We start from the raw sequence: 24,473 nt of genomic DNA on the forward strand, positions 1-24,473 counted from the left end.
CCCGACCGGGGCGCGGCCCGCCAGGGCCGCGGGCACCGGCTGCGACCTACGCTCGGCGCCGATGAGGAACGACCCGCGGCGGCAGGTGCCGCGCACCGACGCGTTGCTCGCCGACCCGCAGCTGGTCGCCGCCGCCGACCGGCTGGGCCGCGACCTGGTCAAGGCGGCCGTCCAGGACGTCCAGCGGCGCGTCCGCGACGGCGTGCTCGCCCCCGGCGACGCCGTGCCCGCCGTCCTGGCCGCCTTGCCGGCGACGGCCGGCAGCCTGCGGCCGGTGCTCAACGCGACCGGCGTCCTCGTGCACACCAACCTGGGGCGCGCGCCGCTGTCCCCGGCCGCGGTGGCGGCGGTCGTCGCCGCCAGCGGCACCACCGACGTCGAGCTCGACCTGGTCACCGGCCGGCGCGGACCCCGGGGCGAGGCAGCGCTGGCCGCGCTGGTCGACGCCGTCCCGGCCGCGGAGGCCGCCCTGGTGGTGAACAACTGCGCCGCCGCGCTGGCGCTGGTGGCCACCGCGCTCGGCGGCGAGCTGGTCATCGCCCGCGGCGAGCTGGTCGAGATCGGCGACGGCTTCCGCATCCCCGAGCTGCTCGAGGCCACCGGTGCCCGGCTCCGCGAGGTCGGGACGACGAACCGGGTCGCGCTCGAGGACTACCGGCGCGTGCTTGGCCCCGGCACCGGCGCGGTGCTCAAGGTGCACCCGTCGAACTTCGTGGTGCGCGGCTTCACCCGCTCGGTGCCGGTGGCCGAGCTCGCCGCGGGGCTGGCCGGCAGCGGGGTCCCGCTGGTGGCCGACGTCGGCTCCGGCCTGCTGCGCCCGCACCCGGTGCTGCCCGACGAGCCGGACCTGCAGACCACCCTCGCCGACGGCGCCGACCTGGTGCTGGCCAGCGGCGACAAGCTGCTCGGCGGGCCGCAGGCCGGGATCGTGCTCGGCCGCGCCGACCTGGTGCAGCGGCTGCGGCGGCACCCGCTCTACCGGGCGCTCCGCGTGGACAAGACGACGCTGGCCGCGCTGGAGGCCACGCTGCGCGGCCCGCAGCCGCCGGTGCAGCAGATGCTCGCCGCGGACGTCGACGGCCTGCGCCGCCGCGCCGCCGCGGTCGCCGCCCGGTTGACGGTCGCCGGGCTGGACGCGGTCGCGGTCGACTCGCAGGCCCGCGTCGGCGGGGGAGGGGCGCCGGAGCACCCGCTGCCCAGCGCCGCGGTGTCACTGCCCGCCGGGTTCGCGGTGCCGCTGCGCGCCGGGACGCCCCCGGTGGTCGGGTACCTCGCGGGGGACCGCACCCTGCTCGACCTCCGCAGCCTGCGCACCGAGGACGACGAGGCGCTGGCCGCCGCGGTGCTGGAGGTGGCCCGCCGGTGGACGTGATCGCGACCGCGGGCCACGTCGACCACGGCAAGTCCACGCTGGTCCGCGCGCTCACCGGCATGGAGCCCGACCGGTGGGAGGAGGAGCGCCGCCGCGGCCTGACCATCGACCTCGGCTTCGCGTGGACCACGCTGCCCTCCGGGCGCCGGCTCGCGGTCGTCGACGTGCCCGGTCACGAGCGCTTCGTCGGCAACATGCTCGCCGGCGTCGGCTCGGTGCCCGCCGCGCTGGTCGTGGTCGCGGCCGACGACGGCTGGTCGGCGCAGACTGCCGAGCACGTCGCCGTCCTCGACGCGCTCGGCGTGCGGCACGCGCTGCTCGCCGTCACCAAGGCCGACCTCGCCGACCCCGCCCCGGTGCTCGCCGACGTGCGCGAGCGGCTGGCCGCGACCTCGATGGGGAACGGGCCGATGGGCGAGGTCCCGGGGGTGGCGGTCAGCGCCGCCACCGGCGCGGGTGTGCCGGACGTCGTCGCCGCGCTGGAGGCGGTGCTCGCCGGGTTGCCGGCGCCGGACCGGGACGCGCCGGTGCGGCTGTGGATCGACCGCGCCTTCCCGGTCACGGGCGCCGGCACGGTGGTCACCGGGACCCTCGCCGCCGGCCGCGTCGCCGCCGGGGACCGGCTGCAGCTCGGCGACCGCGAGGTCGGCGTCCGCGGCGTGCACTCCCTGGGGCAGCCGGTCGAGCGGGCCCAGGCCACCGCACGGGTGGCCCTGAACTTGCGCGGCACGTCCGTCGAGGAGCTGTCCCGCGGTGACGCCCTGCTCACCCCCGGGGCGTTCCGCTCGACAGCCGAGCTCGACGTCACCCTGGCCCGCGCGCCGGAGGACCGGCTGCCCGCGGAGGTCGTCGTGCACGTCGGCTCGGCCGCGGTCGGCGCGCGGCTGCGCCCGCTGGACGGGGCGGCGGTGCGGCTGCGGCTGGCCACACCGCTGCCGCTGCGGGTCGGCGACCGGCTGCTGCTGCGCGACCCCGGCGCCCGCCGGGTGCTGGGCGCCGGGGTCCGGGACGTCGACCCGCCGGAGCTGCGCCGCCGCGGTGCGGCCCGCCGCCGCGCCGAGGAGCTGGCCGCCCGGCCCGCCGGCACGGCCGGGGCCGCCGCCGAGCTGGCTCGTCGCCGGTTCGTGCGGGCAGCCGACTTCGCCGCGATGGGCTGGCCGGTGCCGGAGGAGGCGACGGCCGTGGGGCCCTGGCTGCTCGCGCCCGGGCTGGTCGACGAGCTGGCCGCCGCGCTGCCGGGGATCGTCGCCCGCTACCGGCAGCTGCGCCCGCTGGAGGCCGGCCCGCCGGTGGCCGTCGCCCGCCGGGCCCTGGAGCTGCCCGACGACGAGCTGGTGCCGGCCGTCGTCCGCCCGCCGCTGGCCCTGCGCGCGGGGCGGGTGGTCGTCGCGGCGGCGGGCCTGCCCGCGGAGGTGCAGCAGGCCGTCGACGGCATCCGTGCCCGGCTGGCCGCCGACCCGTTCGCCGCGCCGGACGCCGAGGAGCTGCGCGCCGCCGGGCTGGGCCCGCGGGAGCTGGCCGCCGCGGTCCGCGACGGGCAGCTGGTGAAGATCGCCGACGGGGTCCACCTGGCGCCGGGGTTCGAGGCGCAGGCGCGGGCACGGCTGGCCGGCGTCCCCGCGCCTTTCACGCTGAGCCAGGCCCGCGCGGCGTGGGGGACCAGCCGGCGGGTCGCCGTTCCGCTGATGGAGTGGCTGGACGCCCGCGGCGTCACCGAGCGACTGCCGGACAACACCCGCCGGCTGCGCTGAACCCGTTCCCCCCAGCGACCCCGGACGCCGCACCGAACCCGCCCGTCGGGGCCACCACCGCGGGCACGATGTCGGGCATGGCCGAACCCCCTGAGCACCGTCACCACGCCATCGACTACGTCGAGCTCACCGTTCCCGACATCACGGAGGCGAAGCGGTTCTATGCCGATGCCTTCGGCTGGGAGTTCACCGACTACGGCGGCCAGTACGCCGGGATCCGCGACGGGTCCGGACCGGAGGTCGGAGGCCTCGCGCTCGGCACCGACGTGCGCCCGGGAGGGCCCCTGGTCCTGCTGTACTCGGCTGATCTGGACCAGACCCTCGCGTCGGTGACGTCCGCCGGGGGCCGGGTGGTCAACGGCCCCTACGGGTTCCCCGGTGGACGACGGTTCCACTTCCAGGACCCGAGCGGCAACGAGCTCGGCGTCTGGTCGGAGGTCTGAGCGCAGCCCCTCGGGTTCCGCTCACCGACCGACAGGCCATCACCAGGTGCGCTCGACGGCGGCGCCGTGCGCGGCCTGGCGCCCGATGGGAGCGCCACCACGGGCTCGATCGACGTCTGGCCGGGCGTCAGCCGCCGGCCTCGCGCAGGAACACCTCCCGCTCGTCACTCGCGTCCGCAGCCGGGACGGGAGAGGTGTCGACGCCCTCGACCGTGTCCTCGAGCCGCACGGGCTCGGGCAGGGAACGGAACCGCTCGTGATCGTCGGGCTCGGTCATGCCCGGAGGGTCCTCCCGCCGGTGGGCCGGGGCAAGGACACACCCGGCGAACGCCATGAGTGCATGCTCGGTGACCTGACGTGATGCGGTGATCGACTTCAGCAACGGTTCCGTCTTCGAGCTCGACCCCGCCTCGCCGCAGGAGCTCGGCCCCGAGGTGGCGCCGCTGCTCGTCCCGGGTGAGCAGGTCGCCGCCTGCTTCGAGGCCGTGCGCGACTTCGTCGTCTTCACCGACAAGCGGCTGATCACCGTCGACGTCCGGGGCACGACCGGTCGCAGGAGAGACTTCACCTCGCTGCCGTACAGCAAGGTGCAGGCCTTCTCGATCGAGACCGCGGGCACCTTCGACCTCGACGCCGAGCGCGACCTGTGGGTCAGCGGTCTGGGCAAGGTCCGGTTGGAGTTCGAGGGCGACGCCGACATCCGCGGCCTCGGGCAGGTGATCGCGGGCTTCGTGCCCTGAGGCCTCCTCCGGCGGATGCTCGGGCCCTGCTCACACCTGTGAGCAGGGCCCGAGCCTCCGGGGACCCCAGTCCGTTGCAGCGGGCCGGACGCTTCTCCCGCAAGGCAGCAATGGCCTCCTGGCCCTTGTCGCCAGCGAAAACGGTCCGAGCGCGCCAGCGGCTGCCCGGCGAGCCGCGCAGCCGCTGGCGCGCAGCAGCCACGTGGTCTGGCTGCGCCGCCCGCCGCCCCGGTGAGGTCCATGCCGGAGCAGAAGCCCTGCCCGTGTGGTCGAGCGACAACCCGCACCTCGTCGTCGGCGAGCGCATCGGCCAGTGCGCTCCGCAGCCGGGTGCACGGGGAGCACACTGGGATGAGATGAACACCGTCCTGCCGCTGCTCGAGGCCCCGCCGCGGACCCTGCAGCTCCCCGACAGCGCCCGCGACGGGCTGGCCCGCACGCCCTTCGGGCTCTACGTGCACGTGCCCTTCTGCGCGACCCGCTGCGGCTACTGCGACTACAACACCTACACCGCCGACGAACTGGGTCCCGGCGCCAGCCGGGCCGAGTACGCCGGCACCGCGATCGCCGAGCTCCGGCAGGCCGCGGAGACCCTGGGCCCGGACCTGCCGACCGTCTCCACCGTCTTCGTCGGCGGCGGCACCCCCACGCTGCTGGCAGCCGACGACCTGGCCGCCGTCCTGACCGAGGTGCGCCGGCTGTTCCCGGTCGCCCCCGCCGTCGAGGTCACCACCGAGGCCAACCCCGAGACCGTGACGCCGGCGTCCCTCGCCACGCTGCGCGAGGCCGGCTTCACCCGGATCAGCCTGGGCATGCAGTCCGCGGCCGAGCACGTGCTCGCCGTCCTCGACCGGCGGCACACCCCTGGCCGCGCCGTCGAGGCGGCCCGCGAGGCCCACGCGGCCGGCTTCGAGCACGTCAACCTCGACCTGATCTACGGAACGCCGGGGGAGACCGACGCCGACTGGGCCGCCTCGCTCGACGCCGTCCTCACCGCTCCGGTCGACCACGTCAGCGCCTACGCCCTCATCGTCGAGGAGGGCACCCGGCTGGCCCGCCGCATCCACCGCGGCGAGCTGCCGATGCCCGACGACGACGTCCTCGCCGACCGCTACGAGCAGGCCGACGCGACCCTGCGCGCCGCCGGCTTCGACTGGTACGAGGTCTCCAACTGGGCCCGCGGCGAGGCCGCCCGCTGCCGGCACAACGAGCTGTACTGGGCCAACGCCAACTGGTGGGGCGTCGGGCCGGGCGCGCACAGCCACGTCGGCGGGCTGCGCTGGTGGAACGTCAAGCACCCGGCCGCGTACGCCGGCCGGTTGCTGCGCGGGGAGAGCCCGGTGCAGGACACCGAGCTGCTCGACGACGACGACCGCGCGCTGGAGACCGTCATGCTCGGGCTGCGGCTGCGCGAGGGGCTGCCGCTGACCGCGCTGTCGGGGGTCGGCCGGGCCCGCGCCGCCGACGCCGTCGCCCGCGGGCTCCTCGAGCCGGACGAGCACGCCGCCGGCCGCGCCGTCCTCACCGACCGCGGCCGCCTGCTCGCCGACGCCCTCGTCCGGGACCTCACGGATTGAAGGACCCCGTCCTCCTCACGCCTCGCAAGCTCGGCGCGAGCCTCTGGACGGGGCCTCGGTGGGACGCTGACAGATGTCAGACGGAGATCGCGACGTCCCGCACTACTGCGGACGGATCCCTGACCAGCAGGCTCGTCGTGTGCCTCCCGACGCCCTCGCCCTCACCGACCTGACCGTCCGCCACGGCGACGTCCTCGCCGTCGACGGCCTCGACCTGCGCATCGGCCGTGGCGAGACCGTCGCGCTGCTCGGCCCCAACGGCGCGGGCAAGTCCACCACCGTGAGCGCCGTCCTCGGGCTGCTGCGCCCCCACGCGGGCACCGTCCGGGTGCTCGGCCGCGCCCCGGCCGACGCCGTCCGCGCCGGCTGCGTCGGCGCGATGCTCCAGCACGGCGGCCTGCCCGGTGAGGCGCGCGCCGGCGAGGTGCTGCAGCTGGTCCGCCGCAGCTACGCCGACGCGTGGCCGCTCGACGACCTGGTCGCCACCACCGGCATCGGCGGGCTGCTCGACCGCGACGTCGACGCGCTGTCCGGCGGCCAGCGGCAGCGGGTGCTGCTGGCGCTCGCGCTGGCCGGTCAGCCGCCGCTGCTGCTCCTCGACGAACCGACCTCGGCCATGGACGTCGAGGGCCGCCGCGCCTTCTGGGCGACGATGCGCGACCTCGCCGCCCGCGGCACGACCGTCGTCTTCGCCACCCACCACCTCGAGGAGGCCGACGCCGTCGCCGACCGGGTCGTGGTGATGGCCAGGGGCCGGGTCGTCGCCGACGGGCCCTCCGCAGGGCTCCGGTCGGCCGTCGCCGGGCGCACCGTCCGCTTCTCCGCCTCCGACGGGTCGACCTTCGACCGCGTGCCCGGCGTCACCGGCGCCACCCGGCTGGGCGGCACGGTCGCGCTCGCCACCACCGACGTCGAGGCCACCCTCCGTGCGCTGCTCGCCGACGGCGTCCCCCTCGACGACCTCGAGGTCCGCGGCGCCAGCCTCGAGGACGCCGTCCTGTCGCTGGTGGGAGGCGGGCGGTGAACCCGCTGTTCGTCTTCCAGCTGCGCCGGGTGGCGCGCAACCGGCAGTTCCTGTTCTTCACCGTGCTGCTGCCGGCGCTCTTCACGGTCTTCTTCACCCGGGTCTTCGCCGGGACGGCAGGCGGCGTCAGCCCCGAGCAGGCGGTGGCCACGATGGTCTCGATGATGGCCTACGGCGCGGTCGGGGCGGCCCTCGGCGCGACCGTCCGGCTCTCCTTCGACCGGGCGTCGGGCTGGCTGCGCCAGCTGCGGGTCACCCCGGTGCCGCAGACGTCGGTGGTCGCCGTCGACGTGGCCGTCGGGATGCTGCTGACCCTGCCGCCGCTGGTCGTCGTCGCGCTCACCGGCCGGTTCGTCAACGGCGTGCACCTCGCGCCGGGCGAGTGGGTCGGCCTGATCGGCGTCCTGTGGCTCGGGTCGGCGGTGTTCGTCGCCCTCGGCCTGCTGCTCGGCTGGGCCCTGGAGGAGAAGGCCGCCGGCGGCGCGATCGGCATCGTCGGGACCGTGCTGGCGGCGCTGGGTGGGCTGTGGGTGCCGGTCGAGCTCTTCCCCTCCGGTCTGCGCGCCGTGGCGCACGGCCTGCCGTCGTACTGGTACGCCGAGACCGGCCGCGCCGCCGCCGCCGGAGAGCTGCCGCCGGTGCTCGCCGTCGGGGCGCTGGTCGGGTTCACCGCGGTGTTCGCCGCCCTCGCGGTCCTGGTGGCGCGGCGGCGTCCGCTGGCCGCCGTCGCGGGCTGATGGAGCTACGGTCGGGCGCCGTGGACCCCCGCCCTCGCTGGTACCGCATCGGCTGGGCGCTGCCCTGGCTGCTGTTCCAGTTCTTCCCGCTCGCCGACCTGGTCACCACCGACCGGCCACTGGCCGTCCGGCTGGTCGCCGGCGCCGGCCTGCTGGTCTTCACCGTCGTCTACCTCGACGTCTTCCGGCGGGCCTTCGGCGGCGGCTGCTGGAGCGGGTCGGTGCTGGGCCGGCTGGCCGTCGTCGCCGGGCTCGGCGTCACGCTCGCCGTCTGGATGGGGCCGTCGTGGGCCGGGCTGCTGATCTACGTGTCGGCGGCCTCGGCGGCAGCGCTGCCGACGCGGTGGGTGTGGCCGGCCGTCGTCGCGGCGGCGGCCGTGTGCGCGGCGGTGCTCGTCCTCGACGGCGAAGGCGGGCTGCTGATCCTGCCGGTGCTGTGCCTGCTGACCGCGTTCGCGCTGCGGGGCACCCGGCACCTGGTCTCGGTGAACGCGGAGCTGGCCGAGGCGCGGGAGGAGCTGGCGCGCAACGCCGTCGCCGAGGAGCGGCTGCGCTTCGCCCGCGACCTGCACGACCTGCTCGGCCACAGCCTGTCGCTCATCGCGCTCAAGAGCGAGCTGGCCGGTCGGCTCGCCGAGGTCGACCCCGCGCGGGCACGGGCCGAGATGGCCGACGTCGAGGCCGCCGCCCGCCGGGCGCTGGCCGAGGTCCGCGACGCGGTCAGCGGCTACCGGCAGGTCAGCTGCGCCCAGGCCCTCGCGGAGGCGCGCGCGGCACTCTCGGGCGCGGGCATCGCCGTCCGGCTGCCCGCCCGGGTCCCGGCGCTGCCCGGCCCGGTCGACGCGGCGCTGGGCTGGGTGGTCCGCGAGGCGACCACGAACGTGCTGCGGCACAGCGGCGCCCGCGCGGTGACCGTCACGCTCACCGAGGACGGCGCCGAGGCGGTGCTCACCGTCGCCGACGACGGCCGCGGCCCGGCCGACGACACCGCGCCCGGCTCCGGGCTCCCCGGTCTGGCCGAGCGCGTGGGTGCGCTGGGTGGGGTGCTCACCGGCGGTGCCGGGCGGGACGGCGGCTACGAGCTGCGCGCGGTCATGCCGCTGTTGCCGGTGTCCGCCGGGGCGGCGCGGTGATCCGGGTGCTCGTCGCCGAGGACCAGTCGATGGTGCGCGGCGCGCTGCGGGCGCTGCTGGAGCTGGAGGCGGACATCACCGTCGTCGCCGAGGTCGGCCGCGGGGACGAGGTGCTCGCCGCCGCCCGGGAGCACACCCCCGACGTCGCGCTGCTCGACATCGAGATGCCCGGCCAGGACGGCATCGACGCGGCGCGGGAGCTGGCCGCCGAGCTGCCGGGCGTGCGCGCCGTCGTCCTCACCACGTTCGGCCGGCCGGGCTTCCTGCGCCGCGCCATGGAGGTCGGCGCGGCGGGGTTCCTGGTGAAGGACGCGCCGGTCACCGAGCTCGCGAAGGCCATCCGCGCCGTCGTCGCCGGCGAGCGGGTGATCGACCGCGACCTCGCGGCCGCGGCCCTGGCCATCGGCGCCACGCCGCTGTCGGTCCGCGAGGCCGACGTGCTGCGGGAGGCCGCCGACGGCGCAACCGTCGCCGACATCGCCCGCCGGCTGTTCCTCTCCGAGGGGACCGTGCGCAACTACCTGTCCTCGGCGATCGGCAAGACCGGCGCACGCACCCGGGTCGAGGCCGCCCGGGTCGCGGCCGACAAGGGCTGGCTGTAGCAGAAGGACCCCCTCCTCCCCACCGTCGAAGAACCCTGTCCTCCCCACCCCTCGCATGCTCGGGGTGGTGCCCTGGACGGGGCCGGCGGCGGGCCCCTGGAGGGGGCCGAGCTGTGGGGAGTGGTCCTCCTACTGCTGTGGGTGGGGCAGCGGCTGCTGGGCGGGGATCGCCGCGGTCGTGGGGCCCGTCTGCTCGGCCGGGATCAGGGTGTCGAGGTCGAGCACCCGCACGTGGATGACGTTGCGCTGCTGCAGCGCGGCCCGCAGCGCGCGGTGCAGGCCGTCCTCGAGGTAGAGCTCGCCCCTCCACTGGACGGCGTGCGGGAACAGGTCGCCGTAGAAGGTGGAGTCGTCGGCGAGCAGGGTGTCCAGTGCCAGCTCGCGCCTGGTGGTGGTCAGCGTGTCCAGCCGGACCTGGCGCGGCGGGATCATCGCCCAGTCCCGCGTCGCCAGCCCGTGGTCGGGATAGGGCCGGCCGTTCCGGACCGCCTTGAAGATCAGGGGACCGCCTCCGCTCTGCGCCGCCCGCTGGGCACTGGACCGTCGTCCAGCCTATCGGCGCGCCCTGCGGAGGGCGCCGTACGCCCCCGGGAGAGCCGCGACGGCACCGCCGGACCGACGTATGCTGCACTGGCACTCTGTCCGCGCGAGTGCCAGCACCCGCGGCCGCGCCGTCCGGGTGCCGGGGCTCCGGCAGGGGTATCGCCCGACGCGTCGACCGGTACGGGGAGGTGTCACCGTGGCGCACGACGAGCGCCGCCTGCAGGTCCTGCGGGCCATCGTCCAGGACTACGTCTCGACCAACGACCCGGTGGGCAGCAAGGCCCTCGCCGAGCGGCACGACCTCGGCGTCTCGCCGGCCACCATCCGCAACGACATGGCCGTGCTCGAGGAGCAGGGCTACATCACCCAGCCGCACACCAGCGCCGGCCGGGTGCCCACCGACAAGGGCTACCGGCTCTTCGTCGACCGGCTCTCGGCGGTCAAGCCGCTGTCGGTGGCGGAGAGGCGGGCGATCGAGCGGTTCCTCGACGGTGCGCTGGACCTGCACGACATCCTCAGCCGGACCGTGCGGCTGCTGGCCCAGCTGACCCACCAGGTCGCCGTCGTCCAGTACCCGACCCTCTCGCGCAGCGCCGTCCGCCACCTCGAGGTGGTGCAGGTGGCCACCGCCCGGCTGCTGCTGGTGCTCATCACCGACACCGGGCGGGTCGAGCAGCGGCTGGTGGACTGCCCGGTCGACGTCGACCGCGACGACGTCGCCGACCTGCGCGCGCTGCTCAACCAGACCTTCGCCGGGGCCAAGCTCGCCGACGCCGCCGGCCTGGTACCCGACCTGCTGGAGACCGCGCCGCCGCACCTGCGCCGGCTGGTCGCCGCCATCGGCGCCGCCCTCGTGGAGACGCTGGTGGAGCCGGGGGAGGACCGCCTCGTCGTCGGCGGGACGGCGAACCTCGCGCGGGTCGCCGTCGACTTCCCCGGCAGCCTGCGCCCGCTGCTGGAGGCGCTGGAGGAGCAGGTCGTCGTCCTGCGCCTGATCAGCGAGGTGGACACCGGGGGCACCGTCCTCGTGCGGATCGGCGAGGAGAACGCCCACGAGGCGCTCTCCGGCGCGTCGGTCGTGTCCGTGGGGTACGGCTCGGGGGACCACGCCCTCGGCGGGCTGGGCATCGTCGGCCCCACCCGCATGGACTACCCGACCAACATGGCCGCGGTGCGTGCCGTGGCCCGCTACGTCGGCCAGATCCTGGCCGAGAGCTGAGGTAAGAGACTTCTCGATGGCAACCGACTACTACGGCCTCCTGGGTCTGACCCGCGGAGCCTCCGACACCGACATCAAGAAGGCCTACCGGCGGTTGGCCCGGGACCTGCACCCGGACGTCAACCCCGACCCCGGGGCCAAGGAGCGCTTCCAAGAGGTCAGCCGTGCCTACCAGGCGCTGACCGACCCGGAGAAGCGCCGCATCGTCGACCTCGGCGGTGACCCGTTCGACAGCGGCTCGGGTGCCAGCGCCGGCGGGTTCGGCGGGGCCGGCTTCGGCGGGCTCGGCGACATCATGGACGCCTTCTTCGGCGGTGGGGCGGCCACGCGCGGCCCGCGCAGCCGGGTCCGCGCCGGCGGTGATGCCCTCATCCGGCTGGACCTGGACCTCGACGAGACGGTGTTCGGCACGACCAAGGACATCACCGTCGACACCGCCGTCCTGTGCGACGCGTGCACCGGTGCGGGCACCGCGCCCGGCACCCACCCGACCACCTGCGTCACCTGCTCGGGCCGCGGCGAGGTGCAGAGCGTGCAGCGCTCCTTCCTCGGTCAGGTCGTCGCCACCCGCCCCTGCCCGACCTGCGCCGGCACCGGCCAGGTCATCCCCGAGCCGTGCCCCAAGTGCGGCGGCGACGGGCGGGTGCGGGCCCGGCGCACCATCCCGGTCAAGGTGCCGGCCGGGGTCGAGGACGGCATGCGGATCCGGCTGACCGGCCACGGCGAGGTCGGCCCCGGCGGCGGGCCCGCCGGCGACCTGTACGTGGAGATCGCCGAGCGGCCGCACGACGTCTTCACCCGGGACGGCGAGGACCTGCACTGCCGGGTCACCCTGCCGATGACCGCCGCCGCGCTGGGCACCACCCTGACCCTCGACACCCTCGACGGGCAGGAGGAGATCGACATCCGGCCGGGCACCCAGTCCGGCAGCGTGCTCACCCTGCGGGCCAAGGGCGCTCCGCGGCTGCGCGCCACCGGCCGCGGCAACCTGATGGTGCACGTGGAGGTCGAGACGCCGACCCGCCTGGATGCCGAGCAGGAGAAGCTGCTGCGCGAGCTCGCCGCGCTGCGCGGCGAGGACCGTCCGGCCGCCGCCGGTACCGACGGCCACGGCGGGCTCTTCTCCCGGCTGTTCAAGTGAGCGGGCTCGCGGGCTCACCCGTGGGCGGTGCGGCACCGCGGCCGAGGAGCGCCGGCGAGGAGGGCGCATGAGCGCCGTCCCCGCCGACGACCGGGTGCCCGAGCTCGACGGCGCGCCGCTGTTCCTGCTCGACGAGCTGCCCGACGCCGCCGAGCTGCTGGTCGACGGTGCGGAGGGCCGGCACGCCGTCGACGTACTGCGGCTGACCCCCGGCGAGCGGGTGCGGGTCGGGGACGGGCGCGGCACCGTCGCCGAGGGCGAGGTCACCGCCGCCGGGCCGCAGGGTCTGCGGGTGCAGGTCTCCGCCCGCCACGAGGTGCCGCCACCGGCGTTGGAGCTGGTGCTGGTGCAGGCGCTGCCGAAGGGCGAGCGCGGTCCGCTGGCCGTGGAGCTCGCGACCGAGCTCGGCGTCGACCGGATCGTGCCGTGGGCGGCCGCGCGCTGCGTGACCCGCTGGCGGGAGGACCGGGCGGCCAAGGGCGTCGCCAAGTGGCGCGCCGCGGCCCGGGCGGCCAGCAAGCAGTCCCGCCGTCCCCGCGTGCCCGAGGTGACCGACGTGATGACCACCCGCCAGGTGTGCGGTGCACTGGCCGACGTCGACGTGGCCCTGGTCCTGCACGAGCAGGCGCGCCATCAGCTGGCCCGCGTCGAGCTGCCGACGGCCGGCTCGATCGCGGTGATCGTGGGCCCGGAGGGCGGGCTCAGCGACGGCGAGGTGATCGCGCTGAACGCCGCCGGCGCCCACCCGGTCAAGCTCGGTCCGGAGGTGCTGCGCACCTCGACCGCCGGCGCCGCCGCCCTCGCCGCGCTCTCGGTCCGCACCCGCTGGGCGTGACACCGCTCGGGCGATGATCAGGTGAGCTGATCGTCGCGGTTCCTGGCTCACCACTGGTCGTGAGCCAGGAACTGCGGGGGTGAGCGAGGAGGCGCCCACCTCGTGCTGCAGCGCGAGGAGGGCGACCGGCAGGTGGGGACGGCGATCAGCGGTCGCGCGTCAGCGCCCGGTAGGAGGAGTGCCACAGCCACTCCACCGGGCCGCGGGCGAAGCGGCGCAGCCACAGGTGCGCGAAGGCCACGACCACCGCGGCGACCAGGACGTACAGCGCCACGGTCGCCGGCACGCGGGCGGCGGGGTCGAGCCGCGACGCCAGGCCGAGACCCCAGCCGTAGCAGAGTGCCGACGCGACGACGTTCTGCAGCACGTAGCTGCTCAGCGCCATCCGCCCCACCTCGGCCAGCCGCCGTCCTCCCGCGCCGAGCCGCCCCCGGCGGCCGACCACCTCGACCACCAGGGCGAGCAGGCCGAGGGCGACCAGCGGGGCGGTGCCGTACCGGGCGAGGACGAGCCCGGCCGTGCCGCCGAACACGCCGAGCGCGAGGTCCACCGGCAGCGCCACGGCACCGACGACGAGCAGCCGGCGGCGCAGCGCGACCCCGTCCGGGCCCAGCGCGCCGGCCCGCAGCAGCCAGGCGCCCAGGAGGAACAGGGCCACCGACGAGGCCTGGATGAACACCGGCTCGATCCGGAACAGCAGCGCGTTGTCCACCCGCAGCAGCACGAGGTCCCACCACGAGCCGTCGGCGTAGGGGTTCGGCTCGATCACCCCGGCGGCCGGCGGGGCCGGGACGGCGGTCAGCGCGGCCGTGACCAGGCCGAGCAGCAGGACGTGCACGGCGGCGGCCGCGACCATCCAGGTGCGCTGGGCGCGCTCGCTCGTGGCGAGAAGGTAGGCCACCACCGCTCCGGTGACCGCGTAGCCCATGAGGACGTCGAACTCCACGACCAGCAGGTAGTGCACGACGCCGTCGAGGAACAGCAGGGCGGCACGGACCGGGTACCGCCCGGGCCACCGCCGTCCCGCGCGCAGGGCCGACCGCCGCTGGATCTCCAGCCCGATGCCGAACATCACCGTGAGCAGCCCGAGGAACTTGCCCTGGGACAGCTGCTGGAGCACCGCCTCCACCACCGCCCACCCGGCCGGGGTGGTCGACGCGGTGTCGTCGACGAGGTACCCGAGGAACCCGCCCGGGTCGGTGAAGATCCAGATGTTGGTGGCGAGCGTGCCGAGGATGGCCACGCCGCGCAGCACGTCGAGCGACGCGATGCGCCGGGAGGTCGTCGCCGGGGGTGGGGGAGCCGTGCGCTGTGTCGCGCTCGTGGACATGGTGGGAAGCGTAGCCATACGATCGTATGGTCGTCCAGGGTGCGAGCATGCACGATGTGACCGGGCCCTCCGACCGCCTCCTCGACTGCGTGCTCGACCTGCTGGTGGCCGAGGGGTACGAGGGCATCAGCATCCGGCGGGTCGCCGCGGCGGCCGGGGTGTCGATCGGGGCGGTGCAGCACCACTTCGCGACCAAGGACGCCCTGCTGGCCGCGGCGATGGACCGGATCTCCCAGCAGTTCCAGGAGCGACTGGACCGCCGCATCGCGCCGGGAGCCGGGCCTCCCGAGGTGCTGCGCGCAGTCGCCGACGAGCTGGTGAGCACCGGGGCGGAGCGCCGGCCGGCGAGCGTCATCTGGCTGGTGCGCATGGCGCGTGCCGCCGTCCACGAGCCGACCGCCGAGGTGCACCGGCGGGAGTGGCAGCAGGTCGAGGACCTGCTCGCGTTGCTGATCGCCACCGCGCGTCCCGACCTGGCGGAGCAGGCGGTCCGGGACGAGGCGACGGTGCTGCTGGCGCTGCTCGACGGACTGGCCGGCGCGGTCGCCGTCGAGCCCGCCCGGGTGCCGGCGGATCGGGCGGAGGCGCTGGTGGCCCGGCACCTGGACGCACTCCTGGACCCCGTCCGACCCTCGGCGTGACGGTGTTCAACGCAGGGCGGCGCGGGCGCGGTCGCTGGCCAGGTCGACCAGCCAGGTCAGGACGACGACCGCCGCGAGCACCGTCGTCGCCGCGGCCCAGTCGAAGGTCGCCAGCTCCGCGGCCAGCAGCGCACCGAGACCGCCGGCGCCCAGCAGCCCGACCAGCACGGTGTCGCGGATGGCGACCTCCCACCGGTACAGCGCGTAGGCAAGCACCGGCCCGGCCGCGAGGGGCAGCACCCCGTACAGCCACGCTCCTGCCGGCCGGGCGCCCAGCGCGGTGAGCGCCGCCCGCGGCCGCGGGTCGAGCTCCTCGGTGGCCCCCGCGGCCAGCCGGCCCAGCACCCCGAGCGTGTAGACGCCGAGCGCCAGCGCACCGGGCAGCACCCCGGGCAGCAGCACGAAGAGCAGCACCAGAGCCCACACCGGCGGCGGCACGGCGCGCAGCAGGAGCAGCCCGCCGCGCACCAGCGCCCCGGCGACCCGCCGTCCGAGCGACGACCGCCCGGCCGGCCGTGCCGCCGGACCGGCCAGCAGCACCGCACCCAGCAGCGCGACGGCGATCGCGACCACCGACATCTGCACCGTGTCCACGGCCAGCACGCCGATCGTGCGCAGCAGGTCGCCGTCGGTCGCCGGCGGCCAGGCCGCGCCCAGCACGTGGGTCAGCTGCGCGGTGGTGCGCTCCGACACCAGCGACGCCGGCGACAGCGCCAGGTACCAGCACGACCACCCGACCAGGACGGCGGTGCCGACGACGGTCGCGGTCAGCACCGGGTCGCGGCGGGAGGACGGCGGAGGCGCGGCCAGTCGCCGGCGCACCGCCCGCCCCGCCACGTCGGCGACCAGGCACAGCAGCGACAGCGCGTAGACCGCGCTCCACACCTGCTCCCAGCGCAGCGACGCGAACGACAGCGCCAGCTGGTAGCCCAGCCCGCCGGCGCCGACCATCCCGAGGACGACGGCCGAGCGGACCGCGCACTCCAGCCGGTAGAGCGCGTAGGACAGCAGCCCGCCCGCGGCCGGCGGCAGCAGCCCGTAGAGCGCCGCGGCCGGGCGCCCGGCTCCCGCGGCCCGCAGCGCCCGGTACGCACCGCTCGGCACCTCGTCGACCAGGTCGGCGAAGACCTTGGCGGTGACCGCGCCGTAGGGCAGCCCGATGGCCAGCACGCCCACCCACGGGTCCAGGCCGAGCACGTTGACCAGCAGCAGGCCCCACACCGCCTCGTGCAGCCCCCGCGGGACGGCGAGCACGCCCCGTGCGGCCAGCCAGCCGGCCCGGCGCCGTCCCCACGTGGTGCGCGAGACCAGCACCGCGCCTCCCGCGCCGAGCACGAGCGCCAGGGCGGTGCCGGCCGCGGCGTAGGCGACGGTGACCAGCGCCGACCGCGCCAGGACGCCGAGGAACTGCGCGTCCAGCGCGGGGTGCCAGGCCGCGGCCGCGAACCGGCCGAACTGCGCCGTCCCGCCGGGGTTGACCACGTCGCCGCTGAACAGACCCGCACCGGCCAGCGACCAGAGCAGCACCGCTCCCGCGCCCACGCCCCAGGCCCAGCGGCGCCGGTCCCGCCGCAGCACCGGCGGGGCCACCGCGCGGTCGAGCACCGCGGTCATGCCGAGGTCCCGTAGAACTCCGCCAGGTCGGCGGCCGACAGCGCGGCCACCGGGGCGTCGAGCACGACCCGGCCGCCGGCCAGCCCGACCACCCGGTCGCAGTGCCGCCGCACCAGCCCCAGGTCGTGCAGCGCCGTCACCAGCGCGCCGCCGCGGGCCAGGGCCGGCTCGCCGAGCAGCGTCAGCGCCCGCTCGGCGAGCACCGGGTCGAGCGCGGACGCCGGCTCGTCGGCCAGCACCAGCTCCGGCTGCTGCACCAGCAGGCGGGCGATCGCGACCCGCTGCCGCTGACCGCCGGAGAGCCGCTCGGTGCGCTCGAACGCCCGGTCGGCCAGGCCCAGCTGCTCCAGCGCCGCGAGCACCTCGGGCAGGCCCAGCGGGCGCACCAGCGACCAGGCCGCCCGGGCTGCCGACCACTGCGCCAGCCGGCCGGCGTTGACGTCGTGCACCACGCGCAGCCGGCCGACCAGCTCCAGCGACTGGTGCACGGTGCCGACCCGCGCCCGCAGCCGGCGGCGCTCCCGCCCGGACAGCGCGGCCGGGTCGGCGCCGAGCACCCGCACCGTCCCGGTGGTGGGCGGCACCGACCCGTTGGCGACGCCGAGCAGCGTGGACTTGCCGGCCCCGGACGCGCCGACGACGGCGACCCGCTCGCCGGGGCCGACCTCCAGGTCGACCCCGGCCAGCGCCGTCGTCCCGCCGTACCGGACCGTGACGTCGTCCAGCCGCAGGACGGCGGTCAGCTGACCAGCCCCAGGTCGCGGCCGATCTCCTCGATCCGGTCGTGGTCGGCGGCCTGCACCGGGACGAAGGCCTCTGCGCCGAAGAGCTCCAGCACCGGGGAGCCGGCGGGCAGTCCGGTGAAGAAGTCCAGCAGCCGGTCGCGGAGGTCGGGGACACCGGTCCGCTCGGCGGCACGCGGGCCGAGCAGCCAGTGGTAGTCGGAGTACGGCGGGGTCTCGGCGTAGCGCACGACCGCCGGGTCGACCACGCCCTCCTCGGTGCGGGACCGCCAGACCTGGGCGTTGAGCACCCCGGCCTGGTAGCTGCCGGAGGCGACCAGCGCGAGCGTGGCGTCGTGCGAGCCGGAGAAGCCGGGCCCGCCGGGGAAGCCCTGCGGGTCGACGCCGGCCTCGCGCAGGAACCACGCGGGCATCAGCCGCCCCGACGTCGAGGTCTCGCTGCCGTAGGTGAACCGCAGCGGGGCCAGCGCGGCCAGGTCGCCGGACGGCGCCAGCCCGGTGCCGGCGTTGACGACGAACACCGAGGTGAAGGCCCGGTCGATGTCGCGCTGCGCGACCGGCTCGGCACCCGGGGTCTGCAGCCGGGCCTGGACGCCGGTGAGCCCGCCGAACCAGACGAGGTCCAGGTCGCCGGTGCGGAAGAGGGAGACGGCGGCGGCGTAGTCGGTGACCGGGGTGTACGCCACCTCGAGGTCGAGCGCGGCGGACATCGCGTCGGCGACGGTGCCGTGCAGGCGCTGCAGGACCTCGGGGTCCTGGTCGGGGATGGCGCCGACGTGCAGCGGGCCGGGGGAGGTCGGAGCGGCGGAGCGGCCGCAGCCGGTCACCGCGGCGGCGAGGGCGACGCCGGCGCCGGCCAGCAGGGTGCGGCGGGAGAGGGGGCTCGGCAGGGGCTGGACTCCGGGGCCACCCGACCGGGCGGCACGTCGACTGCTCACTACGTCCTCGAGCAGGGGAAGGGTGCGGGCACGGGGAGACCTCCGGGGAACGGGAACGGGGCCTCCATCCTGTACCGCGCGTGGCCCTGCCGCGCCGGACGGTCCCGGCCGCGACCGCTCAGGTCACGTTCTGGGCACGGTGGTCCGGCCCCGCGGCGGACCACTGCGCGCGGGTGCTTACTGTGTCGGCTGCCACGGGTCGCCCGGACACCGGCCGGCCCCACGACGTCCGCGCGGAGGGGCCCGGTCCCCGGCCGGTCGCCGGGCCGCGACGCGGCCCCGCCGGGCCGGCGCGGCCGCCGTGCACGACCAGGGGAGAGACATGCGCGTTTCGTTCAGCACCGCCGCCGCGGCCACCGCGGCGGTCCTCGTCCTCGCCTCCTGCGGCTCCGGCGACGGAGGCGGCGGCGGTACGGCTGCCTCGGGCGAGCTCGCCGGCGAGGGGACCGGGGACTCCTGCACCATCGAGGGCGAGGTGCCCATCGGCGCCGTGCTCAGCCTGACCGGCGCCGCGGCCAGCTATGGCGAGTCCCAGCAGCGCGGGCTGGAGCTGGCTGCCGCGCAGCTGGCCGAGAAGGGCGGCGTCACCTACGACCTGCGGATCGAGGACGACCAGACCGACCCGCGGCAGGGCATCACCCTGTTCGACCAGTTCGTGAACGACGGCGTGAGCCTCATCATCGGTCCGACCCTGTCCAACGCCGCGGTGCAGGCCGACCCGATCGCCCAGGAGGCGGGGGTCCCGGTGCTCGGCATCTCCAACACCGCCGCCGGGGTCACGGAGATCGGCGACTACATCTTCCGGAACTCGCTCACCGAGCAGGCGGTGATCCCGCAGACCATCGCCACGGCCACCGAGGAGTTCGGGCTGCAGGACGTGGTCGTGATGTACAGCAACGACGACGCGTTCACCGAGTCCGGCTACCAGGCCTTCGCGGCCGCGCTGGAGGAGCAGGGCGTCACGGTGAGCGAGACGATCACCTTCTCCAAGGCCGACACCGACTTCCGCGCCCTGCTCACCCAGGCCCAGCAGAGCGACCCCGACGCGATCGTCGTCTCGGCGCTGATCGAAGCCGCCATCCCGCTGGTGACCCAGGCCCGCGAGCTGGGCATCGACGTGCCGATCATCGGGGGCAACGGGTTCAACAACCCGCGCCTGATGGCCGACGCGGGCCAGGCGGCCGAGGGTGTCGTCGTCGGTGCGGCGTGGAACTCCGCCTCCGACAACCCCGAGAACACCGCCTTCCTGGCGGACTTCGAGGCCGAGCACGGCGCGCAGCCCGACCAGTTCGCCGCCCAGGCCTACGCCGGCCTGATGCTCGTCGACCAGGCCGTCCGCGCCAACTGCGCCGCCGACCGCGAGAGCCTCAAGCAGGCGCTGGGCGAGCTGGAGAACGTCCCGACCGTGCTCGGCGAGTTCTCCATCGACGAGAACCGGGACGCCGTCCACCCGGCCGTCGTGCAGGTCGTCCGCGACGGGACGTTCGCCGTCCTGGAGTGACCCGGCAGCCCCCTCCGGCCGGTCCACCCGGCCGGAGGGGGCTCCCGGCGCCTCCCGCGCCGGTGGGCCGGTACCCGCACACACCACCAGACAGGAACGGCTGTGCAGCAGCTCCTCAACGGCATCTTCATCGGTTCGATCTACGCGTTGTTCGCCATCGGTTTCACCCTGGTCTTCGGGATCCTGGACCGGCTGAACCTGGCCCACCCCGCGGTGTTCGCCGCCTCGGCCTTCGTGGGCATCGAGCTGGTCGAGCGGGGCGGGCTGTCGTTGTGGGCGGCGCTGCCCGTCGTGTTCGTCTTCGGCGCGGTGCTCGGCCTGGTGATCGAGCGGCTGGCGTTCCGGCCGCTCAAGGGCCGGGCCGACGCGCACTTCGCGGGGCTGATCTCCTCGATCGCCCTGGCCGGGATGCTGATCGCCCTGCTGCAGTGGCGCTACGGCCCGGACACCCGCCGGTTCCCGCCCGGGTCCTTCCCGGACACCCGGTTCGAGGTGGCCGGCGCGCAGGTGACCCTGGCGCAGGTGGTGATCCTGGCCGTCTCCCTCGCGCTCATGGTCGGGCTGACGTACATGGTCACCAGGACCCGCCTGGGCCGCGGCATGCGCGCCGTCGCGGAGAACCCGACCGCGGCCCGCGTGCTCGGTGTGGACGTCGACCGGATCACGGCCGTCACCTTCGCCATCTCCTCGGCGCTGGGAGCGGTCGCCGGCGTGCTGTTCGCCATCAACGTGAACACCGCCCAGCTCGGCATGGGCTCGGCCATCGAGCTCAAGGGGCTGGCCGTCATCATCGTCGGCGGCATGGGCTCGCTGCCCGGAGCGCTCATCGGCGGCCTCGTGCTGGGACTGGCCGAGGTGTTCGCCGTCCAGTACATCGGGTCGTCCTGGCGTGACGTGATCGCCTTCGGGCTGCTGTTCCTGATCCTGCTGGTGCGCCCGCAGGGCCTGCTCGGCGCCCGGAAGGTCCGCGAGGTCTGATGCTCGCCCAGTACGCCACCACGCTGACCTTCATCGCCCTCGGGGCGATCTTCGCCTACTCGTTCTACGCCGTCCTGATCGCCGGGCAGCTGAGTCTCGGTCAGGCCGGGTTCGCCTCCGTGGCGGCCTTCTCGGCCGCCACCCTCGCGCCCAGCGGGGACGACGTCGGCGACGTGCCCGCACTGCTGACCGCCGTCGTCATCGGCATGGCCGTCGGCGCCGTCGCCTCCGTGGTGCTGGGCCTGCCGACGATGCACCTGCGGGGTGTCTTCCTCGCCATCGCCACGCTCGGGTTCGCCGAGGCGGTGCGGGTCGTGCTGCTCAACCAGGAGTGGACCGGCGGCGCGCAGGGGCTGGCGGTGCCGCGCATCCTCACCGTCGGGATGGCCTGGACGGCGCTGGCCGTCGTCGCGTACTGGTTCTGGCGGATGGGCCGCTCCCGGTACGGCCGGGCGCTCGAGGCCATCCGGGAGGACGAGCTCGCCGCCCGGTCCATGGGCATCGACGTGGGCCGCCACCGGCTCGCCGCCTTCGTCACCTCCGGCGCCGTGGCCGGGCTGTACGGCGTGCTGTTCGCCTACTACGTCCGGCTCATCGCACCCAGCGACTTCGACTTCACCGCGGCCGTGGACGGCCTGGTCACCGCCGTGGTCGGCGGCTCCACCATGTTCCTCGGCCCGATCCTGGGCAGCGGGTTCCAGACGATGATCCCCGAGATCCAGCGGGCGGTCGGGGTGGAGGCGGGCTGGATCCGCCCCTTCCTCGCCGGCCTGCTGCTGCTCGTGGTGATCCTCTTCCTGCCGGGCGGGCTGACCAGCCTGATCCCGCGGCGCACCCGCGTCCCGTCCTCGTCGGGCGGCCCGGGCGGTGCCGCCGACCCCGCGCCGCGGCTGGCCGCCCGCGCGCACCCGGCCGCCGGGGAGACGGTGGTCAGCCTGACCGGCCTGGCCAAGGAGTACGGCGGGGTGCACGCCGTCCGGGGCGTCGACCTGGAGATCCGCAGCGGCGAGGTCGTGGGTCTGATCGGTCCGAACGGTGCGGGCAAGACCACCCTGGTGAACATGATCAGCGGCCTGGTGCCGCCCAGCTCGGGCAGCGCCACGGTGCTCGGGACGACGATCGGGCGGACCCCGGTGCACCGCGTGGCGGCGGCCGGGGTGAGCCGGACCTTCCAGCACTCCAAGCTGTTCAACCGGCTGTCGGCGCTGGAGAACGTGCTCGTGGGCGCACACCTGGTCAGCCGACCGACCTTCCTGCGCCGCCTGCTGTGGTTGCCCTCGGCCCGGCGCGACGAGCGGGCGGCCCTCGAGCACGCGGCCCGCTGCCTCCGGCGGGTGGGGCTGGGCGAGCTGGCGGGCAACCGGGCGTCGTCGCTGTCCTACGGCGACCAGCGCCGGCTGGAGATCGCGCGCGCGCTCGCCGCGGAACCCTCGCTGCTCATCCTCGACGAGCCGGCGGCCGGCATGAACCACGTCGAGGCCGCGCAGCTGTCCGAGCTCATCCGGTCGCTGGCGCAGGGCGGGCTGACGATCCTGTTCATCGAGCACAACGTCGGCATGGTCCTGGAGACCTGCACGCGGGTCGTCGTCCTCGACTTCGGCGAGGTCATCGCCAGCGGCACGCCGGCGCAGATCGCCGCCGACCCGGCCGTGATCGAGGCCTACCTCGGCACGGCGGACGACGATCCGGGCGGGCGGTCGGTCGCCGACGGGACCCTGGCCGACCCGACCGGGAGCAGCGGCGCCGCCACGCCCGACGCCGTCACCAACGTGGACCCGAGCGCGGCCGGCACGCTCGACATCCCGGACACCACCCCGAGGAACGCGACGTGAGCACCCCCATCCTGAGCGTGGAGGACCTGCGGGTCAGCTACGGCCGGGTCGAGGCCGTCCGCGGGGTCTCCTTCGCCGTCGAGCAGGGCTCCCTGGTGACCCTGGTCGGGGCCAACGGCGCCGGGAAGTCCTCGGTCATCAACGCCGTCTCGGGGCTGCTGCGCCCGGCGGGCGGGCGGATCACCTTCCAGGGGCGGGACGTGACCCGGACCCCCGCCCACAAGCTGGTGGGCCGCGGGCTCGTGCAGGTCCCCGAGGGGCGGCAGATCCTGGCCACGCTCACCATCGAGGAGAACCTCCAGATGGGCGCGTGGCACACCCGCGGGACCGCGCAGCGGTCGATCGACGCGGTGTACGACCGCTTCCCGGTGCTGGCCGAGCGCCGGGCGCTGCCCGCCGGTGCGCTCTCCGGCGGCGAGCAGCAGATGCTCGCCATCGCCCGCGCCCTGGTGGCCGCGCCGGCGGTCGTGCTCATGGACGAGCCGTCCATGGGGCTCGCGCCCAAGATCGTCGACGAGGTCTTCCGGGTGATCGAGGAGATCCGGGCGTCGGGGACCACCGTGGTGCTCGTCGAGCAGAACGCCCGCCGGGCGCTCCGCGCGGCCGATCACGGCTACGTGCTGCAGAGCGGCGAGGTCGTGCACTCCGGCCCGGCGGCCGGGCTGCTCGCCGACGAGCGCATCGTGCAGGCCTACCTGGGGATCGAGGGCCCGCCCGGCCAGCGGTGACGCCCCGGCCCCGTCCCGGGCACCGCCCCGAGCCCTGACGGCCCTCGTGCAGGGTCCCGCCGCGAGCCTGCGAGTGGCGGGGGCGCGAGGGTCCTCCGAGGGGAGGACGGGCGGCCCCCTCCAGGGCACCGCCCCGAGCTTGCGAGGGGCGGGGAGGAGGGGGTCCTCTTAGGGTCGGCGCGTGACCGACTGCCTCTTCTGCCGCATGGTCGCCGGCGAGATCCCGGCCGACGTCGTGCACGAGACCGACCGGACGCTGGCCTTCCGGGACATCAACCCGCAGGCGCCGACCCACGTGCTGGTGATCCCCAAGGACCACCACCCGACGGTGGCCGCGCTGGCGCAGGCCGATCCCGACCTGCTCGGCGCCGTCGTCCGGGCGGCGTCGGCGGTGGCGGTCCAGGAGGGCCTCGTGACCGGGGACGGCGTCGAGCCCGGCTACCGCGTCGTCACCAACACCGGCCCTGCTGCCGGGCAGACCGTGCACCACCTCCACCTGCACGTCCTCGGCGGCCGCGACCTGCACTGGCCGCCCGGCTGAGCGACCCGACGGTCAGCGCGGGTTGCGGCGCGCGATCGACGCGGTCAGCGCGGCCGCGAACGTCGTCCACGCCCCGTAGGGCACCAGCGCGGCGCCGGCCCGGCGGTCCAGCACCCCGGAACGGCGCGCGAGGTCGGCCGTCGACACGGCCAGGAGCACGGCCTCGGCCGTGGCGACCGCCGGTCGCCGGCCACGGAAGAACAGCCAGGTCCAGCCGGCGTTGAGCGCCAGGTTGGCCAGGTAGGCCCGCAGGTAGCGGCGCCGCGCCGGCGCCGCGGCGACGGTGAGCGCCCGGCCGCCCGCGACGGCGAGCAGGACGTAGAGCACCGTCCACGCCGGGCCGAAGGCCCATCCCGGCGGCTGCCACGGCGGCTTGTCGAGCTGCCGGTACCAGCGGGTGCCGGGCGCCGTGCCGATCCCGCCCAGCACGGCGGTGGCGGCGACGGCGGCCGAGGTCAGGGCGTAGGGGGAGCGGTCCGTCATGCGTGCCCGGTACCCGGATCCCCGGTC

At 75.9% G+C, this 24,473-nt stretch carries 25 protein-coding genes; 18 read left to right on the plus strand and 7 right to left on the minus strand.

Annotated elements, in window-relative coordinates:
* Positions 1–61 precede the first annotated feature (61 nt).
* From selA to BUB17_RS01660, 3 genes are all read left to right on the plus strand, one after another.
* Positions 62–1,372 carry an L-seryl-tRNA(Sec) selenium transferase gene (gene selA, locus BUB17_RS01650; protein WP_072912063.1) on the plus strand — a complete coding sequence of 437 codons (1,311 nt, stop codon included), beginning with the start codon at positions 62–64 and terminating at the stop codon, positions 1,370–1,372.
* Positions 1,363–3,123, plus strand: coding sequence for a selenocysteine-specific translation elongation factor (gene selB / locus BUB17_RS01655; RefSeq protein WP_072912065.1), 1,761 nt, complete (start codon positions 1,363–1,365; stop codon positions 3,121–3,123). The genes selA and selB overlap by 10 nt, the downstream gene beginning before the upstream one ends.
* A 77-nt stretch (positions 3,124–3,200) precedes the next feature.
* A complete protein-coding gene (locus tag BUB17_RS01660) occupies positions 3,201–3,566 on the plus strand; it encodes a VOC family protein (protein WP_072912068.1) in 366 nt (121 codons plus the stop codon).
* A 127-nt stretch (positions 3,567–3,693) separates the two neighbouring features.
* On the opposite strand, the gene BUB17_RS26510 is transcribed toward BUB17_RS01660, so the two are convergent.
* Complete coding sequence (locus tag BUB17_RS26510; protein ID WP_175561241.1) at positions 3,694–3,843, minus strand: hypothetical protein; 150 nt, start codon at positions 3,841–3,843, stop codon at positions 3,694–3,696.
* A gap of 88 nt (positions 3,844–3,931) precedes the next feature.
* On the opposite strand from BUB17_RS26510, the gene BUB17_RS01665 reads away from it, so the two are divergent.
* From BUB17_RS01665 to BUB17_RS01690, 6 genes are all read left to right on the plus strand, one after another.
* Positions 3,932–4,306 carry a PH domain-containing protein gene (locus BUB17_RS01665; RefSeq protein ID WP_072912071.1) on the plus strand — a complete coding sequence of 125 codons (375 nt, stop codon included), beginning with the start codon at positions 3,932–3,934 and terminating at the stop codon, positions 4,304–4,306.
* A 356-nt stretch (positions 4,307–4,662) separates the two neighbouring features.
* A complete protein-coding gene (gene hemW / locus BUB17_RS01670; RefSeq protein ID WP_072912621.1) occupies positions 4,663–5,883 on the plus strand; it encodes a radical SAM family heme chaperone HemW in 1,221 nt (406 codons plus the stop codon).
* 139 nt (positions 5,884–6,022) lie between these two features.
* On the plus strand, positions 6,023–6,907 hold the full coding sequence (locus tag BUB17_RS01675) for an ABC transporter ATP-binding protein (protein ID WP_072912073.1): 885 nt from the start codon (positions 6,023–6,025) through the stop codon (positions 6,905–6,907).
* The gene (locus tag BUB17_RS01680) at positions 6,904–7,644 is read left to right on the plus strand and encodes an ABC transporter permease (RefSeq protein ID WP_072912076.1); all 741 of its coding nucleotides are present in this window, start codon (positions 6,904–6,906) and stop codon (positions 7,642–7,644) included. Before BUB17_RS01675 ends, BUB17_RS01680 begins: the two co-directional genes overlap by 4 nt.
* A gap of 20 nt (positions 7,645–7,664) precedes the next feature.
* Positions 7,665–8,777: a sensor histidine kinase gene (locus BUB17_RS01685; protein WP_083605899.1), complete on the plus strand. Its 1,113-nt coding sequence runs from the start codon at positions 7,665–7,667 to the stop codon at positions 8,775–8,777.
* On the plus strand, positions 8,774–9,379 hold the full coding sequence (locus BUB17_RS01690) for a response regulator transcription factor (RefSeq protein ID WP_072912083.1): 606 nt from the start codon (positions 8,774–8,776) through the stop codon (positions 9,377–9,379). Before BUB17_RS01685 ends, BUB17_RS01690 begins: the two co-directional genes overlap by 4 nt.
* A 129-nt stretch (positions 9,380–9,508) precedes the next feature.
* Here BUB17_RS01690 and BUB17_RS01695 read toward each other — a convergent pair whose 3' ends face one another.
* A complete protein-coding gene (locus BUB17_RS01695) occupies positions 9,509–9,880 on the minus strand; it encodes a type II toxin-antitoxin system VapB family antitoxin (RefSeq protein WP_072912086.1) in 372 nt (123 codons plus the stop codon).
* A 238-nt stretch (positions 9,881–10,118) separates the two neighbouring features.
* Between BUB17_RS01695 and hrcA the strand changes: the two genes are divergently transcribed.
* The 3 genes from hrcA to BUB17_RS01710 all read left to right on the plus strand — a co-directional run bounded on the left by hrcA (position 10,119) and on the right by BUB17_RS01710 (position 13,117).
* Positions 10,119–11,141 carry a heat-inducible transcriptional repressor HrcA gene (gene hrcA, locus BUB17_RS01700; protein WP_072912089.1) on the plus strand — a complete coding sequence of 341 codons (1,023 nt, stop codon included), beginning with the start codon at positions 10,119–10,121 and terminating at the stop codon, positions 11,139–11,141.
* Positions 11,142–11,157: 16 nt separating this feature from the next.
* Positions 11,158–12,282, plus strand: a complete 1,125-nt coding sequence (dnaJ, locus tag BUB17_RS01705) for a molecular chaperone DnaJ (protein ID WP_072912091.1) — start codon at positions 11,158–11,160, stop codon at positions 12,280–12,282.
* A gap of 67 nt (positions 12,283–12,349) precedes the next feature.
* The gene (locus tag BUB17_RS01710) at positions 12,350–13,117 is read left to right on the plus strand and encodes a 16S rRNA (uracil(1498)-N(3))-methyltransferase (protein ID WP_072912094.1); all 768 of its coding nucleotides are present in this window, start codon (positions 12,350–12,352) and stop codon (positions 13,115–13,117) included.
* A 145-nt stretch (positions 13,118–13,262) separates the two neighbouring features.
* On the opposite strand, the gene BUB17_RS01715 is transcribed toward BUB17_RS01710, so the two are convergent.
* Positions 13,263–14,447 (minus strand): DUF418 domain-containing protein, encoded by a 1,185-nt coding sequence (locus BUB17_RS01715; RefSeq protein WP_072912096.1) that lies wholly within the window; start codon positions 14,445–14,447, stop codon positions 13,263–13,265.
* Between the two features lie 47 nt (positions 14,448–14,494).
* On the opposite strand from BUB17_RS01715, the gene BUB17_RS01720 reads away from it, so the two are divergent.
* Positions 14,495–15,088 carry a TetR/AcrR family transcriptional regulator gene (locus BUB17_RS01720; RefSeq protein WP_083605947.1) on the plus strand — a complete coding sequence of 198 codons (594 nt, stop codon included), beginning with the start codon at positions 14,495–14,497 and terminating at the stop codon, positions 15,086–15,088.
* A 6-nt stretch (positions 15,089–15,094) separates the two neighbouring features.
* Here the strand turns inward: BUB17_RS01720 and BUB17_RS01725 are convergent, their stop codons facing one another.
* The 3 genes from BUB17_RS01725 to BUB17_RS01735 are packed head-to-tail and all read right to left on the minus strand — an operon-like array spanning position 15,095 to position 18,383.
* Positions 15,095–16,702 (minus strand): PhnE/PtxC family ABC transporter permease, encoded by a 1,608-nt coding sequence (locus BUB17_RS01725; protein ID WP_072912099.1) that lies wholly within the window; start codon positions 16,700–16,702, stop codon positions 15,095–15,097.
* Positions 16,699–17,445 (minus strand): phosphonate ABC transporter ATP-binding protein, encoded by a 747-nt coding sequence (locus BUB17_RS01730; protein WP_072912628.1) that lies wholly within the window; start codon positions 17,443–17,445, stop codon positions 16,699–16,701. The genes BUB17_RS01725 and BUB17_RS01730 overlap by 4 nt, the downstream gene beginning before the upstream one ends.
* Complete coding sequence (locus BUB17_RS01735) at positions 17,442–18,383, minus strand: putative selenate ABC transporter substrate-binding protein (protein ID WP_083605901.1); 942 nt, start codon at positions 18,381–18,383, stop codon at positions 17,442–17,444. The genes BUB17_RS01730 and BUB17_RS01735 overlap by 4 nt, the downstream gene beginning before the upstream one ends.
* 322 nt (positions 18,384–18,705) lie before the next feature.
* Here BUB17_RS01735 and BUB17_RS01740 point away from each other — a divergent pair, with 322 nt between their 5' ends.
* From BUB17_RS01740 to BUB17_RS01760, 5 genes are all read left to right on the plus strand, one after another.
* Positions 18,706–19,884 carry an ABC transporter substrate-binding protein gene (locus BUB17_RS01740; protein ID WP_072912102.1) on the plus strand — a complete coding sequence of 393 codons (1,179 nt, stop codon included), beginning with the start codon at positions 18,706–18,708 and terminating at the stop codon, positions 19,882–19,884.
* Between the two features lie 102 nt (positions 19,885–19,986).
* Positions 19,987–20,862: a branched-chain amino acid ABC transporter permease gene (locus BUB17_RS01745; RefSeq protein WP_072912105.1), complete on the plus strand. Its 876-nt coding sequence runs from the start codon at positions 19,987–19,989 to the stop codon at positions 20,860–20,862.
* Positions 20,862–22,694, plus strand: a complete 1,833-nt coding sequence (locus BUB17_RS01750) for a branched-chain amino acid ABC transporter ATP-binding protein/permease (protein WP_072912108.1) — start codon at positions 20,862–20,864, stop codon at positions 22,692–22,694. Before BUB17_RS01745 ends, BUB17_RS01750 begins: the two co-directional genes overlap by 1 nt.
* On the plus strand, positions 22,691–23,422 hold the full coding sequence (locus BUB17_RS01755; protein ID WP_072912111.1) for an ABC transporter ATP-binding protein: 732 nt from the start codon (positions 22,691–22,693) through the stop codon (positions 23,420–23,422). Before BUB17_RS01750 ends, BUB17_RS01755 begins: the two co-directional genes overlap by 4 nt.
* Before the next feature lie 181 nt (positions 23,423–23,603).
* Positions 23,604–23,963: a histidine triad nucleotide-binding protein gene (locus BUB17_RS01760; RefSeq protein ID WP_175561242.1), complete on the plus strand. Its 360-nt coding sequence runs from the start codon at positions 23,604–23,606 to the stop codon at positions 23,961–23,963.
* A 12-nt stretch (positions 23,964–23,975) separates the two neighbouring features.
* On the opposite strand, the gene BUB17_RS01765 is transcribed toward BUB17_RS01760, so the two are convergent.
* Positions 23,976–24,446 (minus strand): TspO/MBR family protein, encoded by a 471-nt coding sequence (locus BUB17_RS01765; RefSeq protein WP_072912114.1) that lies wholly within the window; start codon positions 24,444–24,446, stop codon positions 23,976–23,978.
* Positions 24,447–24,473 lie beyond the last annotated feature (27 nt).

Origin of the sequence: Geodermatophilus obscurus (genome assembly GCF_900143215.1) — a bacterium.
Taxonomy (GTDB): domain Bacteria; phylum Actinomycetota; class Actinomycetes; order Mycobacteriales; family Geodermatophilaceae; genus Geodermatophilus; species Geodermatophilus obscurus_A.

Excerpts from the sequence above, each read along its gene's own strand:
- BUB17_RS01715 (WP_072912096.1), bottom strand. The coding sequence starts at position 14,447 with ATGTCCACGAGCGCGACACAGCGCACGGCTCCCCCACCCCCGGCGACG.
- selA (WP_072912063.1), top strand. The coding sequence starts at position 62 with ATGAGGAACGACCCGCGGCGGCAGGTGCCGCGCACCGACGCGTTGCTC.
- BUB17_RS01725 (WP_072912099.1), bottom strand. The coding sequence starts at position 16,702 with ATGACCGCGGTGCTCGACCGCGCGGTGGCCCCGCCGGTGCTGCGGCGG.
- BUB17_RS01660 (WP_072912068.1), top strand. The coding sequence starts at position 3,201 with ATGGCCGAACCCCCTGAGCACCGTCACCACGCCATCGACTACGTCGAG.
- BUB17_RS01720 (WP_083605947.1), top strand. The coding sequence starts at position 14,495 with ATGCACGATGTGACCGGGCCCTCCGACCGCCTCCTCGACTGCGTGCTC.
- hemW (WP_072912621.1), top strand. The coding sequence starts at position 4,663 with ATGAACACCGTCCTGCCGCTGCTCGAGGCCCCGCCGCGGACCCTGCAG.
- BUB17_RS26510 (WP_175561241.1), bottom strand. The coding sequence starts at position 3,843 with ATGACCGAGCCCGACGATCACGAGCGGTTCCGTTCCCTGCCCGAGCCC.
- dnaJ (WP_072912091.1), top strand. The coding sequence starts at position 11,158 with ATGGCAACCGACTACTACGGCCTCCTGGGTCTGACCCGCGGAGCCTCC.
- BUB17_RS01710 (WP_072912094.1), top strand. The coding sequence starts at position 12,350 with ATGAGCGCCGTCCCCGCCGACGACCGGGTGCCCGAGCTCGACGGCGCG.
- BUB17_RS01740 (WP_072912102.1), top strand. The coding sequence starts at position 18,706 with ATGCGCGTTTCGTTCAGCACCGCCGCCGCGGCCACCGCGGCGGTCCTC.
- BUB17_RS01750 (WP_072912108.1), top strand. The coding sequence starts at position 20,862 with ATGCTCGCCCAGTACGCCACCACGCTGACCTTCATCGCCCTCGGGGCG.
- BUB17_RS01765 (WP_072912114.1), bottom strand. The coding sequence starts at position 24,446 with ATGACGGACCGCTCCCCCTACGCCCTGACCTCGGCCGCCGTCGCCGCC.